General features: G+C 47.1%; 14 protein-coding genes. 5 read left to right on the plus strand and 9 right to left on the minus strand.

The window, feature by feature from the left end; all coding sequences use genetic code 11:
- Window positions 1-9 precede the first annotated feature (9 nt).
- The gene (locus tag DP923_RS05185; RefSeq protein ID WP_112304829.1) at window positions 10-297 is read right to left on the minus strand and encodes an acylphosphatase; all 288 of its coding nucleotides are present in this window, start codon (window positions 295-297) and stop codon (window positions 10-12) included.
- A 269-nt stretch (window positions 298-566) separates the two neighbouring features.
- Between DP923_RS05185 and sdaAA the strand changes: the two genes are divergently transcribed.
- Both sdaAA and DP923_RS05195 read left to right on the plus strand, forming a co-directional pair.
- Complete coding sequence (gene sdaAA / locus DP923_RS05190) at window positions 567-1,475, plus strand: L-serine ammonia-lyase, iron-sulfur-dependent, subunit alpha (protein ID WP_112304709.1); 909 nt, start codon at window positions 567-569, stop codon at window positions 1,473-1,475.
- A 162-nt stretch (window positions 1,476-1,637) separates the two neighbouring features.
- The gene (locus tag DP923_RS05195; RefSeq protein WP_165838149.1) at window positions 1,638-2,894 is read left to right on the plus strand and encodes a pyridoxal phosphate-dependent aminotransferase; all 1,257 of its coding nucleotides are present in this window, start codon (window positions 1,638-1,640) and stop codon (window positions 2,892-2,894) included.
- A gap of 252 nt (window positions 2,895-3,146) precedes the next feature.
- On the opposite strand, the gene DP923_RS05200 is transcribed toward DP923_RS05195, so the two are convergent.
- The gene (locus DP923_RS05200; protein WP_112304710.1) at window positions 3,147-3,605 is read right to left on the minus strand and encodes an Lrp/AsnC ligand binding domain-containing protein; all 459 of its coding nucleotides are present in this window, start codon (window positions 3,603-3,605) and stop codon (window positions 3,147-3,149) included.
- A gap of 159 nt (window positions 3,606-3,764) precedes the next feature.
- Between DP923_RS05200 and DP923_RS05205 the strand changes: the two genes are divergently transcribed.
- Window positions 3,765-4,721 carry an asparagine synthetase A gene (locus DP923_RS05205; RefSeq protein WP_112304711.1) on the plus strand — a complete coding sequence of 319 codons (957 nt, stop codon included), beginning with the start codon at window positions 3,765-3,767 and terminating at the stop codon, window positions 4,719-4,721.
- 292 nt (window positions 4,722-5,013) lie between these two features.
- On the opposite strand, the gene DP923_RS05215 is transcribed toward DP923_RS05205, so the two are convergent.
- The 3 genes from DP923_RS05215 to ispF all read right to left on the minus strand — a co-directional run bounded on the left by DP923_RS05215 (window position 5,014) and on the right by ispF (window position 8,707).
- Entirely contained in the window at window positions 5,014-6,384 is a 1,371-nt protein-coding gene (locus tag DP923_RS05215) for a LutB/LldF family L-lactate oxidation iron-sulfur protein (RefSeq protein ID WP_112304713.1), read from the minus strand.
- A gap of 146 nt (window positions 6,385-6,530) precedes the next feature.
- Window positions 6,531-8,186: a M28 family peptidase gene (locus tag DP923_RS05220; RefSeq protein WP_112304714.1), complete on the minus strand. Its 1,656-nt coding sequence runs from the start codon at window positions 8,184-8,186 to the stop codon at window positions 6,531-6,533.
- 35 nt (window positions 8,187-8,221) lie between these two features.
- Window positions 8,222-8,707: a 2-C-methyl-D-erythritol 2,4-cyclodiphosphate synthase gene (ispF, locus tag DP923_RS05225; protein ID WP_112304715.1), complete on the minus strand. Its 486-nt coding sequence runs from the start codon at window positions 8,705-8,707 to the stop codon at window positions 8,222-8,224.
- 272 nt (window positions 8,708-8,979) lie between these two features.
- Between ispF and DP923_RS05230 the strand changes: the two genes are divergently transcribed.
- Window positions 8,980-9,735 carry an OBAP family protein gene (locus DP923_RS05230; RefSeq protein ID WP_112304716.1) on the plus strand — a complete coding sequence of 252 codons (756 nt, stop codon included), beginning with the start codon at window positions 8,980-8,982 and terminating at the stop codon, window positions 9,733-9,735.
- A 513-nt stretch (window positions 9,736-10,248) separates the two neighbouring features.
- Here the strand turns inward: DP923_RS05230 and DP923_RS05235 are convergent.
- The 4 genes from DP923_RS05235 to DP923_RS05250 all read right to left on the minus strand — a co-directional run bounded on the left by DP923_RS05235 (window position 10,249) and on the right by DP923_RS05250 (window position 14,200).
- The gene (locus DP923_RS05235) at window positions 10,249-11,349 is read right to left on the minus strand and encodes an alkene reductase (protein WP_112304717.1); all 1,101 of its coding nucleotides are present in this window, start codon (window positions 11,347-11,349) and stop codon (window positions 10,249-10,251) included.
- A 108-nt stretch (window positions 11,350-11,457) separates the two neighbouring features.
- Window positions 11,458-12,276 carry an aldo/keto reductase gene (locus DP923_RS05240; RefSeq protein ID WP_112304718.1) on the minus strand — a complete coding sequence of 273 codons (819 nt, stop codon included), beginning with the start codon at window positions 12,274-12,276 and terminating at the stop codon, window positions 11,458-11,460.
- Window positions 12,277-12,338: 62 nt separating this feature from the next.
- Window positions 12,339-12,788: a MarR family winged helix-turn-helix transcriptional regulator gene (locus tag DP923_RS05245; protein WP_112304719.1), complete on the minus strand. Its 450-nt coding sequence runs from the start codon at window positions 12,786-12,788 to the stop codon at window positions 12,339-12,341.
- 149 nt (window positions 12,789-12,937) lie between these two features.
- Window positions 12,938-14,200: a M16 family metallopeptidase gene (locus DP923_RS05250; RefSeq protein ID WP_112304720.1), complete on the minus strand. Its 1,263-nt coding sequence runs from the start codon at window positions 14,198-14,200 to the stop codon at window positions 12,938-12,940.
- A 258-nt stretch (window positions 14,201-14,458) separates the two neighbouring features.
- On the opposite strand from DP923_RS05250, the gene DP923_RS05255 reads away from it, so the two are divergent.
- On the plus strand, window positions 14,459-16,438 hold the full coding sequence (locus DP923_RS05255) for an alpha-ketoacid dehydrogenase subunit alpha/beta (protein WP_112304721.1): 1,980 nt from the start codon (window positions 14,459-14,461) through the stop codon (window positions 16,436-16,438).
- The last annotated feature ends 87 nt before the right edge of the window (window positions 16,439-16,525 follow it).

Below are 16,525 nucleotides of genomic sequence, written 5' to 3' on the forward strand. Positions count from 1 at the left end.
CATTTCTCCTTACCGCCGCTGCTCAAACGTATCGAATACACCAACCCCTTCCAGTTCCTGTACTTCCAGGTTCTCTACACGCGCGTGTATCGGTCCTTCCTGTGCCCATTCTTTTAGTTTTTGCAGTGCATCAGGTTCACCTTCAGCTTCCAGGTACACGGTGCCGTCTGGTTCATTCTGTACAAAACCGGCGAGGCCGAGTTCGCGGGCTTTTTCCTGGGTACTTGCCCGAAAGAACACGCCCTGCACCTTGCCATGTACCCGGATCGAGATTCGTTTCTTTTCGCTGTTTTCCATACTTGCTGAAGTATAAAGTCCTGTAAAATGTAATGTATACCGAAGAAACGTATAGCAAAGCGGCAGGTTAGCCAAGTTGTAAATTAGCCTATCATCCAAAGCGAAAAAACAGAACCATCTTACCGCTGCTGCTTGTTTAGACAAAGTATAACGCGCACATAAAAGATATTGCAGTTGCATACTTTTAAAGCGTGGCACGTTCCTTAAATTTGAATTATCTTTAACAACTTCTTCGCGCAGCACAGCGAACAGGTTTAGCAAGTATAACTATGTCATTATTATTCAACGATTTTAAGAGCTGGGAAAAGCATTGCACCGAAACCGGAGAGCCGCTTTACCAGCCTGTATTAGATTACGAAATAGAACAGAAAGGCCGCACCGAGGACTTTATCTGGGAAAATATAGCCAAAGCCTACGACGTAATGAAAGACGCCGTGCAAACCGGCCTGACCGAAGACATGCGCTCACGCTCGGGTATGGTAAACAACGGTGCCAAAAAAGTAGCAAAATCGCCTGTTACGGTACTATCGCCGGAGTTTAAGATGCTGGTGTCGCGTGCGTTAGGCGCCAAAGAAGTAAACTCGTGCATGGGCCGGGTGGTGGCAGCCCCAACAGCAGGCGCTTCGGGTATATTGCCTGGCACATTAACTACCCTGCAGGAACTCCATAACCTCCCCGACAGAAGTATACACGAAGGGCTTTTAGTAGCAGCAGGTATTGCGTTAATTATCGAGCAAAACGCCTCTTTAGCTGGTGCCGTAGGCGGTTGCCAGGCCGAAACCGGAAGTGCCGCAGCCATGGCCGCAGGCGCTATCGTGTATTGCTTGGGCGGAAATATTGAAGAAGTGTTTACAGCCGTGGCCATTACCATACAGTGTATGCTGGGTTTGGTTTGCGATCCGGTGGCTGGCCTGGTAGAAGTGCCTTGCATTGTGCGTAATGCCAGTGCGGCCGCTATTGCCTTCTCATCAGCGCAAATGGCAATAGCCGGCGTGAATGCCGTGATACCGGTAGACCAGTGCGTGGCAGCCCTTGGCGAAGTTGGCGAAAGTATGGAACGCAAGTATAAAGAAACAGCCGAAGGCGGACTGGCCAACACACCGCGCGCCCGCGAAATAGAAAGTTTTGTGCTGGTGCAGGATGTGGAAATACTCCCCGACGAAACCGAAGAAGTATAAAAACAAAGTATAGCAAGTACAAAAGGCAGAAGGATTTACCTTCTGCCTTTTTGTTTTAAGTGCCTTATTTGTTAAAGTATAAATCGATCTTGGAAATTATACTTTAGCTGTATGGTAAAACTACCGTATTTAAGTATTTTCACGTGACCAAACTTCTACTGCATGATAGTATCTAAAATGGCTCAGAACCTCATCGGCTCCGAAATTATACGGGTAGCCGGCGAAGTAAACGCGATGATAGCCAATGGCGAACAGATCTGTAACCTCACGATCGGCGATTTCGACCCATCTATTTACCCGATTCCGGAGAAACTGAAAACCGAGATTACCAAAGCCTATGAGCAGGGGCACACCAATTATCCGCCTGCAAATGGCGTGGCTGTACTTCGCAAAGCAGTAGCAGCCTTCACGCAAAAACATCTGGGGTTAAGTTATCCAGAAAACGATATTCTGGTAGCAGGCGGCTCGCGCCCGTTAATTTATGCCACCTACCTGGCCATCGTTGATCCGGGTGATAAAGTGATTTTTCCGACGCCATCCTGGAACAACAACCACTATTGCCACTTGTCCGGTGCAACGCCTGTGATGGTGGAGACTCAGTCTGAAAATAACTTTATGCCGACGGCTGCCGATGTCAAACCGCACCTAAAAGGCGCAACCTTGCTGGCACTTTGCTCGCCGCTTAACCCCACAGGCACCATGTTCTCAAAAAAAGATCTGGAAGAGATCTGCGACCTGGTGCTGGAAGAAAACAAGAGCCGCTCCGAAAACGAAAAGCCGATTTACATTATGTACGACCAGATCTACTGGATGCTGACCTTTGGCGCTGCCGAACATTTCGATCCGGTTAGCCTGCGCCCGGACCTGCGCGAGTATGTGGTTTATATTGATGGAACATCCAAAGCATTTGCTGCAACCGGCGTACGCGTTGGGTATGCGTTCGGGCCGGCCAATGTAATGGATAAAATGAAATCCATACTGGGCCACATCGGTGCCTGGGCACCAAAAGCAGAACAAATGGCAACTGCCGCCTTCCTGAACCAACAGGAAGAAGTGGATAGTTTCTTAGAAGAGTTTAAGCCGAAAGTAAAAGAAAGCCTGGAGGTATTATACAAAGGTTTTAAAGACCTGAAAGCCGAAGGCCATGCTGTAGATGCCATTGTGCCGATGGGTGCTATTTACCTGTCCGTGAAAATGGACTTAGCTGGCAAAACAACGCCGGAAGGTAAAACGCTGCAAACCAGTCAGGATATTACCATCTATATTCTGCACGAGGCAAAACTGGCGGTGGTTCCTTTCTCGGCGTTTGGCTCTGGCAGCGATGTGACCTGGTTCCGCTTATCGGTAGGTGGGGCGTCTTTAGAAGCTATTCAATCTTCTTTAACTACGCTCCGTGCGGCACTTCAGAAATTAAAATAAATAACAATTTATACTTTATACTACATCGCCCGCTCTGTTCTGCAGCAGCGGGCGATTTGTTTTATACCTGATCAGAAAGTATAAAGTATGATTTACGCGGCAATTGTATTCATGCACCCCTAACCCCTCCGAGGAGGGGAATTTTCTGCACAAGTGATTGTATAACAAATTCTGAATGTGTGATTTTGATTCCCCTCTTGGGAGGGGCAAGGGGTGGGTTATTATGTATAAACCGGATTTATACTTTGCAGATTACACCAACGCAATCTGGCGGCTTATACTTTCTTCCAGCGAAATAAATGTTTCGGTGCGCTGCACGCCGGGGATCACCTGGATCTTTTCATTCAGTACTTCGCGGAGGTGTTTGGTGTCCTGGCAAATTACTTTCACGAACATGCTATACGAGCCGGTGGTATAGTGCAACTCTACAATTTCGGGGATGGCCTGCATCTGCAAAACCGCATCTTTGTACTCCGAGCCTTTCTCCAGAAATACGCCCAGAAAAGCGCATACATCAAAGCCAACCGCCACCGGATCGATGAGTAATTGGGAGCCTTTGACAACGCCCATCTCCAGCAGTTTTTTCATCCGGACGTGTATCGTGCCACCCGAAACATTAAGTTCTTTGGCAATATCGGTGTAAGCGCGGGTCACATCCTGCATCAGTAGCCTTAAAATCTGTCTGTCCAGATTATCAATTTCGTAATTCATATGCCCGTAAATTTCTTAATTTTATCTATTTGATAATTTAAAAGTTTAAAAATTATTAATAATTCAAATTTATAAAATATTTATTAATAAATTAGCAATAAAAGTAGCTATTTTTTACTTTTGAACAGTTTAAAAATCAACTAAATTATCAAAAGTAACATGGAAGACACCCTCACTTTACAGCAGCCAACCATACTGGATGCCACGCTGCGCCAGCTCTCACGCCCGATGCTCCCTAAAATACTGCAGGTGCAGCAAGGCATCATACGTGCAACACACGGTTTTATGTTCAGGAAAGGTTTAACGCAGCTTATGCCGCTGATGCTTTCGCCAATAACCGATCCGCTGAACCACGGTGTGGTAGATGCTACCATCAGTTACGCCGAGCAGCGCTGGAGCCTCACCAAATCGATGATTTTTCATAAGCAATTGGCGCTCGTTAACCCGGAACTGGAAAGCCTGTATATTGTATCGCCGAACGTGCGCCTCGAGTTTGCTGACCGTGCCGGTACCGGCCGCCATTTGTTTGAGTTTACGCAGGTAGATTTCGAGTTCCGGAACAAAGACCGCTTTTTTGTGATGGATTTTATGGAGGAACTTGTGAACTATATTTTTGCCCAACTGAATGCCGAACTACCGGAACTGTTGCTGGAGTTGCGTGGGGAATTGTTGCCGCAATACGAGAAATGGCCTGTTTACCGCACCGAGAAATCTGAAGCGCTGTATGGCCCGGACTTTGAAAAAATAAAATCGGAAGCCGCTACTGTTCCTTTCTGGCTAACCAACCACAAACGCGAATTTTACGACAAAGAAGACCAGAAAAAACCGGGCACTTATCTAAACTATGATGTGATCTGGCCCGAAGGATTTGGCGAAGGTTTATCCGGCGGAGAGCGCGAGCACGAGTACAACCAAATTGTGAAGCGGATGGATGAGATCGGAACTAGTAAAGAAACATTTAAGCATTACCTGCAGGTAGCCAAAGACGGCCTGTTGCCAAAAACTGCCGGAGGCGGCTTTGGCGTGGAGCGTATGACCCGTTTCATCTGCCGCCTGAAAGATGTGGACGAAACTACCGTATTCTCGCGTAAACCCTTTGCGCCTGCTATTTTCTAAAAGTATAACGTATGAATGACCAACCCGATAATAGTGATAATATAACCTAAAACGGCCTGCAAGAAGTATTGCAGGCCGTTTTAGGTTTAAAATCATTCCTGCCGCGGGTTTTCAACTCGTGGCTTATTATAGAGCAAGCTTTCAGCTTGCGTGCTACAGAAGAAGGCTCCATTTATACTTACTTACGCAAGTTGAAAACTTGCTGCATTGGAGAACCACGAGTTGAAAACCCGCGGCAGCGTTGGTTGGTATTTCCGCCCAATTACAAACCCATCTGAATCACAGTTTAAAGCTATTTCCGTTCCTTCCAGAGTTGGTTAAACGATTTAGGAGCCATTTTTACGGTTTCGCGGTGTTTGCCCCAGGTATTTTGCGTCGCTTTGCGCACAACAAAGTTTTTTATACTTGCCGGAGCCAGGTTCATAAGCTTGCGGTTTTTCATGGCCATCAACCATAATTTAAACGCGGTTTGCTCATTTTTATCGGCCAGGCCTTCGTCTACGCTTTGTTTGCGGTTTAGCAGCAGCAGGTTGTGGATGTTTATCTTAACCGGGCAAACAGAAGTACAGGCGCCGCACAGCGAACTGGCAAAACTCAAATGCTTGTTCTCGGCCATGCCGCTGAGATGTGGTGTAATAACCGAACCGATCGGGCCGCTGTAGGTGCTCTCATACGTATGGCCGCCAATGTTTTTATACACTGGGCAAACATTCAGGCAAGCGCCGCAACGGATACAATTAAGGGCTTCGCGTTTCTCGGGCAGGGCCAGTAAATCGGTGCGGCCGTTATCTAAAAGTATAACATACATTTCATCGGGGCCATCGGGCTCGTTTGGCTGGCGCGGACCGGTAAAAATGGTATTGTATACGGTCAGGTTTTGGCCGGTGCCACTGGTACTTAAAAGTGGCCAGAACAAGTCCAGGTCCATCACCGACGGAATCATCTTCTCGATGCCTACGATGGCAATATGCGTTTTCGGGAAGGCAGTGGAAAGACGGCCGTTTCCTTCGTTTTCGGTTACGGCCACACCACCAATATCTGCTAGCAGGAAGTTGCCACCCGTTATCCCTACCTCTGCGGAAGTATACTTATCGCGTAAAAGTTTGCGGGCCACACCTACCAGTTCCTCGGCATTATCGGTGGGTGGGATGTTCAGTTTGCGGGTAAACAGTTCTGCAATATCTTTTTTAGACATGTGCATGGCCGGCGTTACAATGTGGTAGGGGCGCTGTTCGGCCAGTTGTACAATGTATTCGCCAAGGTCGGTTTCTACGGTTTCGATGCCGTTCTTTTCGAGGTAATCGTTCAGATGGATCTCCTCCGTCGTCATCGACTTTGATTTTACCACACTGCGGGCACGCTTGCGTTTCATGATCTCGCCAACTTCCTTCAGAGCTTCCTGGGCATCGCGCGCCCAGATTACCTTACCGCCACGTGCCGTAAAGTTGGCCTCGAACTCCATCAGGTACTTATCAAGGTTATTGATGGTGTTGGTTTTTATATAGGAAGCGCGCTCGCGGGCAAGTTCGTGATCAGAATATTGGGTAAGGCCATTTTGCACAGCGGTGTTATACTTACCGATGTTAAATTTGATGGTGGAACGGTGGCCCTGGTCGAATGCTTTTGTTTCCGCGTCCTGCAGAAACTGTTTTAGTTTACTCATACTGTATTTCGCCTACGTTTTTCTGTGCAACAGCAACACAATCTGTGGGTATAGGCACAAAAGAAAAACACCCTTAAAGTTAGGGTGTTTTTCCTGAAAGCTATACTTTATTTATATGTAACGGCATTATAAGCCGATCCGATATATTATTTCTTATTGCTGTCTACTACAATACGATTATCGCGGTTGGCCAGTTCCCAGGTAGTATAAAAAGCAAGGCGGGCTACTTTCTCAGCACTTTCGAAAATGATCTTATCTACCGAGTCAGAAGCTTTGTGGTAATCTGCGTGTACGCCATTAAAGAAGAACACAATCGGAATACCTTTTTTAGCAAAGTTGTAATGGTCAGAACGATAATAGAAACGGTTCGGATCGTTCTCGTCGTTAAACTTGTAATCCAGTTTCAGTTTGGTATACTTCTGGTTCGCTTCTTCGTTTATCTGGTGCAGCTCCGAAGAAAGCTTATCAGCCCCAATCACGTAGATATAATTGCTGTCGTTGGTCTTTTCATAATCAAAGTCCATACGGCCGATCATGTCGATGTTTACGTTTGCTACCGTGTTTGCCAGCGGGAAAATCGGGTTCTCAGAATAATACTCAGAGCCTAACAAACCTTTTTCTTCAGCAGTTACTGTCATAAACAACACGCTACGGCGCGGGCCGTTTCCTTCTTTTTTAGCTTGTGCAAAGGCTTCGGCCAGTTCAATTACAGCTACCGTTCCCGAGCCATCGTCGTTTGCGCCGTTAAAGATCTTGTCGTCTCCTTCAGCGTCTTCTTCCATGCCCACGTGGTCGTAGTGTGCGGTTACGACAATTAATTCGTCTTTCTTATCAGAGCCTTCTACATACCCCAGTACGTTTTCGGTAGGCAATGGCTCACTGATGCGCTCAGTCTTTACTTTGATGTCTTTTGGAGCTGTGAACTTAGCTGCCACCGGTTTTCCTGCTTTGGTTACATCGCCTGCGAAGGCCAGCATTTTTTCCGGAGTAACACCTGTTAACGCTGCTCCAACTGCCGGCGATACGAACATTGTGGCGGCTGCAGGTGCCTCGGCGGAGCTTTTCAGGCCCAGCGACGGACGTGATAAGTAAGCTTTGTAGCGTTGGGTCAGGCTGTTAAATTCAGTTGCATTGCCGCCCATTACAATCGCTACGCCTTTTGCGCCACGCTTGGTAGCAGCATTTCTTTTCTGGCGATAGTCGTTGCCCCAGTCAGATGTTTTATCGGTACCACTTAGCAGATAGTTGCCATTGCTGCCTTTTGGCTCGCCTGCCAGCACTACCACCAGTTTGCCGTTTACATCCAGGTTATTGTAATCAGAATATTTATCGCTGTCGATACCGTAGCCGGCAAATACCACCTCAACTGTCTGTTCTGCCTGGAACGGGGAGCCGCCCAGTACATAAAAGTTCTGGCCCATCAGGAATTTTTGCTTCCCGATAGTGATGTAGCCTTCGCCCCACTGGCTTTTCTCCAGGTCAAAAGTTTGGTAATACGGGTTGCTTCCAGTTTTTACCGGCCCTACCAGGCCATCTTCCCTAAACTCGCGGGCAATGTACTCGGCTGCCATTTTCTGGCCTTTTTCGCCGGTATTGCGTCCTTCGTATTCATCAGAAGCAATAATATGCAGGTGCTTCGATAGGTCGGCGGCTGTAATGGTGTTGCCATACTTTTCGGCCACTTCGCGCAACTGGGCTGCATCTGTAACAGGGCCAGCGGGCGTAGAGGTTGTAGGGGTTTTTGCACAGCCTGCACTAAACGCTGCGATCAGCGCAAAAGCATATAATGGATGGTGTTTCATTTGTTTTAAGATGAGTGGTGTAGGTAATAGTTAGGTTATTGTTTGTGGATTAGTACGGTTGCAAAAGCTGCCACGCCTTCTTTTTTGCCAACAAAGCCGAGTTGTTCGGTGGTCGTGGCTTTAATGGAAATATCATCTTCGGGGATGCCCATTACCTCGGCCAGGCAGGCTTTCATGGCCGGGATGTGCGGGTTTACTTTGGGCTCCTGCAGGCAGATGGTTGAGTCGATGTTGCCGATCTCGTAGCCTTCGCGGGAGAGCAGCGCCATCACTTCTTTCAGTAAAATTTTGCTGTCGATACCTTTATACTTCGGGTCTTTATCTGAAAAATGGAAGCCGATATCACGCATATTGGCAGCGCCCAGCAGGGCATCACAAATCACATGTATCAGTACATCGGCATCCGAATGGCCTAAGGCGCCATGTGTGTGCGGCACTTTAATACCGCCCAGCCAGAAATCGAGGCCTTCCTGCAGTTGGTGCACATCGTAGCCAAAGCCGGTTCTTATTTTAAGTTTCATAGTTTAAAAGATACTGTCATTTATACTTTGCGCAGCCTGTTGTGGACAGGCATAAAAAGTAAATATACTTTTTTTACAGCTTGCAGAAGTATAAATGTGCTTCCTTTTTGCTTTTTATACTTTGTGTTGATCGCTGGTCAGGAGCAAGTATAAACCACAGTGCATGCAATTCGTTATTTTATAAAAACCTGTCGCCTGCTGTTTGTAGACTGAAATTGGTGTATAAGGTTTAATACTATTTCTGATCCGGACTATTTTTTAACGTATAAACTATGAAATCGAAAACTGGAATTAGTGTACTTACCAGTATACTGCTGGTAAGCTGCGGCGGCGAAAACACAGGCTCTAACGTGCAGGCACCAGGCGCCGAGAAATCAACCAAGACAGAATTGCTGGAAGCCGGCGCAAACATGCTGCAGGACAAAACGCCGCTCTCTAAAGTGAGTGCTTACCTCGATGGTTTTCATTTTTACAACGGCAACATGGAAGGCCAGATGGAAGCGCACCACTATGTAACACAACTAAACGAAGATGTGCAACAAGCCATTATTTACGATGGCAACGGTGAAAATGCCAAGCTGATGGGCGTAGAGTATATCATCACAGAGAGGCTTTTTAAACAGTTGCCAGAAGAAGAAAAGAAGCTCTGGCATAGCCACCACCACGAAGTAAAGTCGGGAACGTTGATAGCGCCGGGCATACCCGATGTGGCAGAACACGAACTGATGGAAAAGCTGGTATCAACTTACGGCAAAACGATTCATACCTGGCACACCGACCGCGACCTGGAACTGCCTATGGGCGGGCCGCAACTGATGATGGGCTTCACCAAAGACGGACAATTAAAACAGGAACTGGTAGCCGAGCGCGACGAGCGCTTTAACGTATCGACGGCAGAAAAGAGAAAGCAGCGCGAAGACATACCAATGCCAGAAGTTGTGCCCGGAGCAAACGCCTGGGAAAAGGGCGAAGTACGGCAGCTTATTATTTCTGATAAAGCGCCGGATTTAAAAGGGCATGGGCATTAAGGTTTTGGAGTAAAGCGTTTATACTTTGCTGTTGGCGTTGAAGGTGCTTTTCGAAATTTCAAAGTATAAGTTTTCTTGTTAGCTTTTTCGCCGCGATGGCTGGGCTTTTGTGCGATTAACCACCCCGCCTGCGGCTCCCCTCCTTGAAAAAAGGAGGGGAGTTGACTTAACCAAAGACATTTTCTCTGAATAGAAGTATACTTTATACTTTCTGTAGACTATAAATCAGGTGATTGAAGAAAAAAACCTATCCCAGTTCTTGGGTTGAGCGCCTTGTGAGTTTCCGGTGCGCAGCAGCCGTAAGGCAGGAAATGAACACAGCGCGATGCCCGAGAACGAGTCCCAGCGGACTTGGAGCGCGAAAGCCAACTATACTACAAGCATTTATAAATTAAGCTAGGAAGAAGCTACGTCAGCAAAGTATAAAATCAGCAAAACTTAGAAACTATAGATCACTACAAATAAAAAGAGCCGGTTACTTTTCAGTAACCGGCTCTTTTTATACTTCTAAATCTAAGCTTGCGCTTCCTCCAGTATAGGATAATCAATATAACCTTTTGCGCCCGGAGAATAGAAAGTGTTCTGGTCAGGCTTTTGCAGTTCGGCTTTTTTAGCGAAGCGCTCTGGCAAATCCGGGTTTGAGATGAAAGGTACTCCAAAGGCTACCATATCCGCATCACCGTTTTCGATCACGTCGTTACCGGTTTCTCTTGTAAAGCCACCGTTGATGATCAGGTTCCCTTTGTACATCGGGCGGTAACGTTTGGCAATGTTTGGCTCGGCGTGCGGCATTTCAGAGGCGTTTTTAGGTGCTTCGGTTAAGTGCAGGTAGGCTAAGTTATACTTGTTCAGGTGCTCGATGATATAATCGAAGGTCGGGATGGTGTCTTCGTTCAGCGTCATTCCGAAGGTGCCGAACAGGCTTGGGTTCAGGCGCACGCCTACTTTCTCGATCGGCATCACTTCTTTTATTTCTTCGAGGATTTCGAAAAGGATACGCGCTCTGTTTTCGATGGAGCCACCGTACTCGTCTGTACGAATGTTAGAAGTGCTCGCAAAGAACTGGTGTAGCAGGTAACCGTTTGATGCGTGTACTTCTACGCCATCAAAACCAGCTTCCATTGCATTCTTAGCAGCATTCTTGTAATCCTGGATTGTTTGCTTGATCTCTGCGATGGTCATTTCGCGCGGGGTAACTGTATCTTTAAAGCCCTGTGGTGTATACGATTGGCTGTTCGGGTTAAAGGCAGAAGGGGCTACCGGTAACTCTCCGTTATGGAAATCCGGGTGCGACATACGGCCCACGTGCCACAACTGGATAAAGATTTTACCGCCTTCGTTGTGCACCGCTTCTGTTACTTTTTTCCAGCCGGCTACCTGCTCCGAAGTATGAATTCCGGGCGTGCTGATATAACCAACAGCCTGCTTCGAAATCTGGGCTCCTTCTGTAATGATCAGGCCCGCACCGGCGCGCTGCGTGTAGTATGTTACCATCAACTCGTTGGGCACGTTGCCTTCGTTATCGGCGCGGCTTCGTGTCATGGGTGCCATAATCACGCGGTTCTTCAGTTCGAGGTCGTTTAATTTTATAGGATTTAAAAGTGCTTGGCTCATAGAAGTAGTTTGATAATTTTAAAGTTAAATAGTTAAAGAGTTAGAAAGTTATACTTTGAATATATTTCGTTTCCATTCTTAACTCGTAATTCTTAATTCGTAATTAAACTAGTCCCAGTCTGGTGCGAAAGCCGGATTTACAACGCGTAGGTTCTGGGCGTTCAGGGCATCTATCTGCGCGATTTCCTGCTGGGTAAGCTCGAAATCGAAGATGTGGATGTTGGCTTCCATGTTCGCCTCTTTGGAGGAGCGCGGAATGGCCAGCACCTGGTCCTGCTGCATCAGCCAGCGCAGCGTAACCTGAATTTCGTTTTTGCCATACTTTTCAGCAATGCTTTTCAGGGTTTCGTTGCCCATTACTTTGCCTTGTGCAATAGGGCTGTAAGCGGTCAGGCTGATGTTATGCTGCTGTAAGTAGCTTTTTAATTTTTCCTGGTTGATGAGCGGGTGGTACTCTACCTGGTTGGTAATGATATCGGCGCCGGTTGCCAGCACACGGTCCAGGAGGTTGATAGGGTGGTTGCTGACGCCAATATATTTGGTATACCCTTTTTGCTGCGCCAGCATCAGCTGTTCGATGTATTCTTCTACCGGTACTTCCGGGTTTGGCCAGTGAATCAGCAGCAGGTCCACGTAATCGGTTTTCAGTTTGCGCAGGCTTTCTTCTACCGATGGCAAGAACTTGTCTTTGCGAAGCGGGTCACGGTGTACTTTAGTAGTCAGGAAAATTTCGTTGCGGGCAATAGCTGCCTCTTGTATCGCTTGCCCTACGCCTTCTTCGTTTCCGTAAACTTGGGCCGTATCGATGTGGCGGTAACCTGCTGCAATAGCGGCTCCTACCATGTGTGTGGCAACCGTGTTATCTAACTGGAAAGTACCAAAGCCAAGGGCCGGAATAGTTGCGTCTTTTATTTTTATCTGTTTCATGTTATTTAATTCAGGTTTATACATTACTTGTATGCACAAATTTATATATAAAAATTTTTGGGTTAGCCTCTCAGTTTATCCAACAGGTTGCTTGCCAGAACAGCTTCCTCAGGGCTAAGGTTATCGAACTGATTAAATAAATGAGGGAATTTGCTATCTACCTGTTCTAACACGCTCAAGCCTAATGGGGTAACGCGTACATCAATCATACGGCGGTTTTCCTGGCAGATATCGCGTGTTACAAATCCTTTCTCAATCAGTTTATCAATCAGGCGGGTAACATTGGAGTTGCGCTCCACCATCCGCGACTGTATATCGCCGAAGCAAACAGGTTTGGGGTGCTGACCGCGTAAGATACTAAGTACATTGTGCTGCTGCAGCGTCAGGCCGAACTGCTTAAAGAAAGGCAGCAACTGTTGGTTAAGCCAATTATTGGTAAATAACAGGTTTACCAGCAAACGACCATAATCACTCTTAAACTCAATCTGCTTTAACTCGTCTTCTATCCGCATGCCTTCTGATTTGTGCTACAAAGTTATTTATAATACTTGTATATACAAAACTTGTAAATAAAAGTTTCGGTTTTCCTGAAAAACAAAGTCCAAAGTATAAACCGTGCACGCCAGCACCGGTTTATACTTTGGTAAAACAGCAGTATACTTTATTCCGCTTCTACGGTTTCTTGCTTTTTCTCGGCTTTGTATAGCAACGTAGAGCAGTTGTTCGGGCTCAGTACCTGTTTAGCACAGCGCAGGATATCAGCTGGTGTTACGGCCTGTACTTTTTCGCCTTCCAGGTTTATGAGGTTAGCATCGCCCTGCAGTTTGCTATAGGCCAGGTTCATGGCACGGTTCAGGAGTTCGATCTCAGAGAAAACGATGGTAGCTTCCGCCTGGTTTTTTACCTTGTTCAGTTCATGGGCCTCAATTTGCTGCTCCATCAGTTCCTGCGTTATTTTCTCGATGGCTGCGTTGGCAACTTCCAGGTCAACGCCTTCTTTTAATTTGCCCTGGATGATCAGCAAACCATTTTCCAGAGAGCCCGAAACCGAAGCACCGATCGAGTTGAAAAGCTGCTGCTCTTTTACCAGTTGCTCATATAACCTGCTTGATTTGCCACGGCCCAGTATATCACTGATCAGATCGACGGCATAATAATCCTGGTGGGTGCGGGCTGGCATGTGGTTCGCTTTGTAAATGGCGCTGAGCGGCACATCGGCGCTAACCTCCAGTACGCGCGGTTCTGTCTGCGGCGGTTCCGGTTTTATACTTCGTTCATACTTTTCGCCTGCCGGAATAGGGCCGAACCATTTTTCTGTCAGTTCTTTTGCGCGCTCAAAGGTTACGTTACCGGCAATTACAAGTATGGCGTTGCTTGGCGAGTAATGCTTCCGGAAAAAGTTCTTCACAATATCCATGGTAGCGTCCTCGATGTGGGCTATTTCTTTGCCGATAGTCGCCCATTTGTAGGGGTGCTCTTTGTAGGCCAGCGGGCGCAGTTTCAGCCATACATCGCCATAAGGCTGGTTCAGGTAGTTCTGCTTAAATTCTTCTACCACTACTTTGCGCTGCACTTCCAGGCCGTTCTCGCTAAAAGCCAGTTCCAGCATACGGTCCGACTCCAGCCAGAAACCGGTTTCGATGTTCTGGGCCGGCAACGACAGGTAATAATTCGTGATATCAGGGCTGGTAAACGCATTGTTTTCGCCGCCTACGCGCTGCAAAGGCTCATCGTAGATAGGTATGTTTTTAGAGCCGCTGAACATCAGGTGCTCAAATAGATGGGCAAAACCGGTATGGGCCTCTTCCTCGTCGCGCGAGCCAACATTGTATAATATATTGAGCACGGCCATCGGGCTGGTGTGGTCTTCGTGCACAATTACCTGCAGGCCGTTATCAAGTGTAAATTCTTTAAACTGTATCATATCTTAGATGGACGTTAGCTACTGGATATTAGACATAAGACTTTAAAAGTTAAAGTATAAACATGTAATTTCTTCCTAACAAAATGCGTCAAGTTACTCTTAAGCTGCATTCCTAATTTATCGAAATTAAACTTGGTGTCTTATGTCTAACGTCTGGTGTCTGATTTTTATCAAATTTAAAAATAAGGACTGATAAATTTCAAGGTTGTTTTGAATACCTTAACTTGCCTGTCTTAAACAATGTTTTGTTTTTTGAAGATGAATTACAACCGCAAAGACTATACAGACGACGAACTGATTGCCCTTTACAAAGGTATCCTGAAACCCCGCATGATCGAAGAACGCATGCTGGTGCTTTTACGGCAGGGCAAAGTAAGCAAATGGTTTTCAGGTATCGGCCAGGAAGCCATATCAGTAGGCTCTACCATGGCACTGGATGCGGATGAATATATTTTACCGCTGCACCGCAATTTGGGTGTTTTTACAAGCCGCCAGGTACCTTTAGACAGGCTGTTTGCCCAGTTTCAGGGTAAGCGCACCGGCTTTACTAAAGGCCGCGACCGCTCTTTCCACTTCGGCTCAAACGAGCACCACATTGTTGGGATGATCTCGCATCTCGGGCCGCAGCTGGCTGTAGCCGATGGCATTGCCTTATCCGATCTGTTGTCTAAAAAAGAGAAAGTAACCCTGGTTTATAGCGGCGATGGCGGTGCCAGCGAAGGCGATTTCCATGAAGCCCTGAATGTAGCGGCTGTGTGGGGGCTGCCGGTTATTTTCATGATCGAGAACAATGGCTACGGTTTATCTACGCCAAGCAACGAGCAATTCAAGTTTAACCAGTTTATCGATAAAGGCCCTGCCTATGGTATGGATGCCTTGCAGGTAGATGGCAACAATATTATAGAAGTATACGACACGGTACGCCAGGCGGCCATCAGTATGCGCAAGAACCCGCGCCCGATGCTGATCGAAGCCATGACGTTCCGGATGCGTGGCCACGAAGAAGCCAGCGGCACCAAGTATGTACCACAGGAACTGTTCGAGAAATGGTCTAAAAAAGATCCGGTAGAAAACTTTGAGCGCTTCCTGTTAAGTGAGCTTGTGCTGTCTCAGAAAGCAGTTGATGCAATCCGGGAAGAGATGAGAGCCGAAATCGAAGATGGTTTGCAGACAGCCTTTGCCACGCCGATGCCGGAAGCCAACCGCCAGGAAGAACTGGAAGACATGTATCGCCCGCACTACCAGGAAGTAATTAAACCTGCCTCCGGTGCAAAAACGGAAAAGCGTTTTGTAGATGCTATTTCGGATGCGCTGCGCCAAAGTATGGAACGCTACCCGGAACTGGTGCTGATGGGCCAGGACATTGCAGAGTATGGTGGTGTGTTTAAAATTACGGAAGGTTTTGTTGAGAAATTCGGGAAAGAGCGTGTACGTAACACCCCTTTATGCGAGTCGGCTATACTTGGTATTGGCTTAGGCTTATCTGTAAAAGGCCAGAAAAGTATGGTAGAGATGCAGTTCGCGGATTTTGTGAGCGCAGGCTTCAGCCAGATCGTAAATAACCTGGCCAAAAGCCATTACCGTTGGGGCCAGAATGCCGATGTGGTGGTGCGTATGCCAACAGGCGCCGGCTCAGCTGCCGGTCCTTTCCATTCGCAGAGCAACGAGGCCTGGTTTTTCCATACGCCGGGCTTAAAAGTAGCATATCCGTCTTCGCCTTACGATGCCAAAGGTTTGCTAAATGCGGCCCTGGAAGATCCGAACCCGGTAATGTATTTCGAGCACAAAATGCTGTACCGCTCTATTTCGCAGGAGATTCCGGATGATTATTATACCGTAGAAATCGGTAAGGCGAAAGTAGCCGCCGAAGGCACAGACCTGACCATTATTACCTATGGCATGGGTGTGCATTGGGCAAAACAATTGCAACAAGAGTTAACCGATATCAGCCTGCATATACTGGATCTGCGTACTTTGCTGCCCTGGGATAAAGAAGCTGTGCAAGCTGCCGTTGCCAAAACAGGCCGTGTGTTAATTTTGCATGAAGATACCATGACCGGCGGTATTGGTGGCGAGATTGCAGCCTGGATTGGTGAAAACTGTTTTGAATTACTGGATGCGCCGGTTGCGCGTGTAGCTAGTTTGGATACAGCCGTACCGTTTGCGCCACCACTCGAAGCCGACTTTCTGCCAAAGCAACGCCTCCGCGAGAAAGTAGAAGCGATGCTGGTTTATTAGTAGTAATCCCAACTTGGCGTTTATAACTCATTTTAAAACCAGAAACCAAAGTATAAATTCTGAATTACAGGCCGTTTATACGTTGGT

This window comes from Pontibacter arcticus (assembly GCF_003284895.1).
Lineage (GTDB): Bacteria > Bacteroidota > Bacteroidia > Cytophagales > Hymenobacteraceae > Pontibacter > Pontibacter arcticus.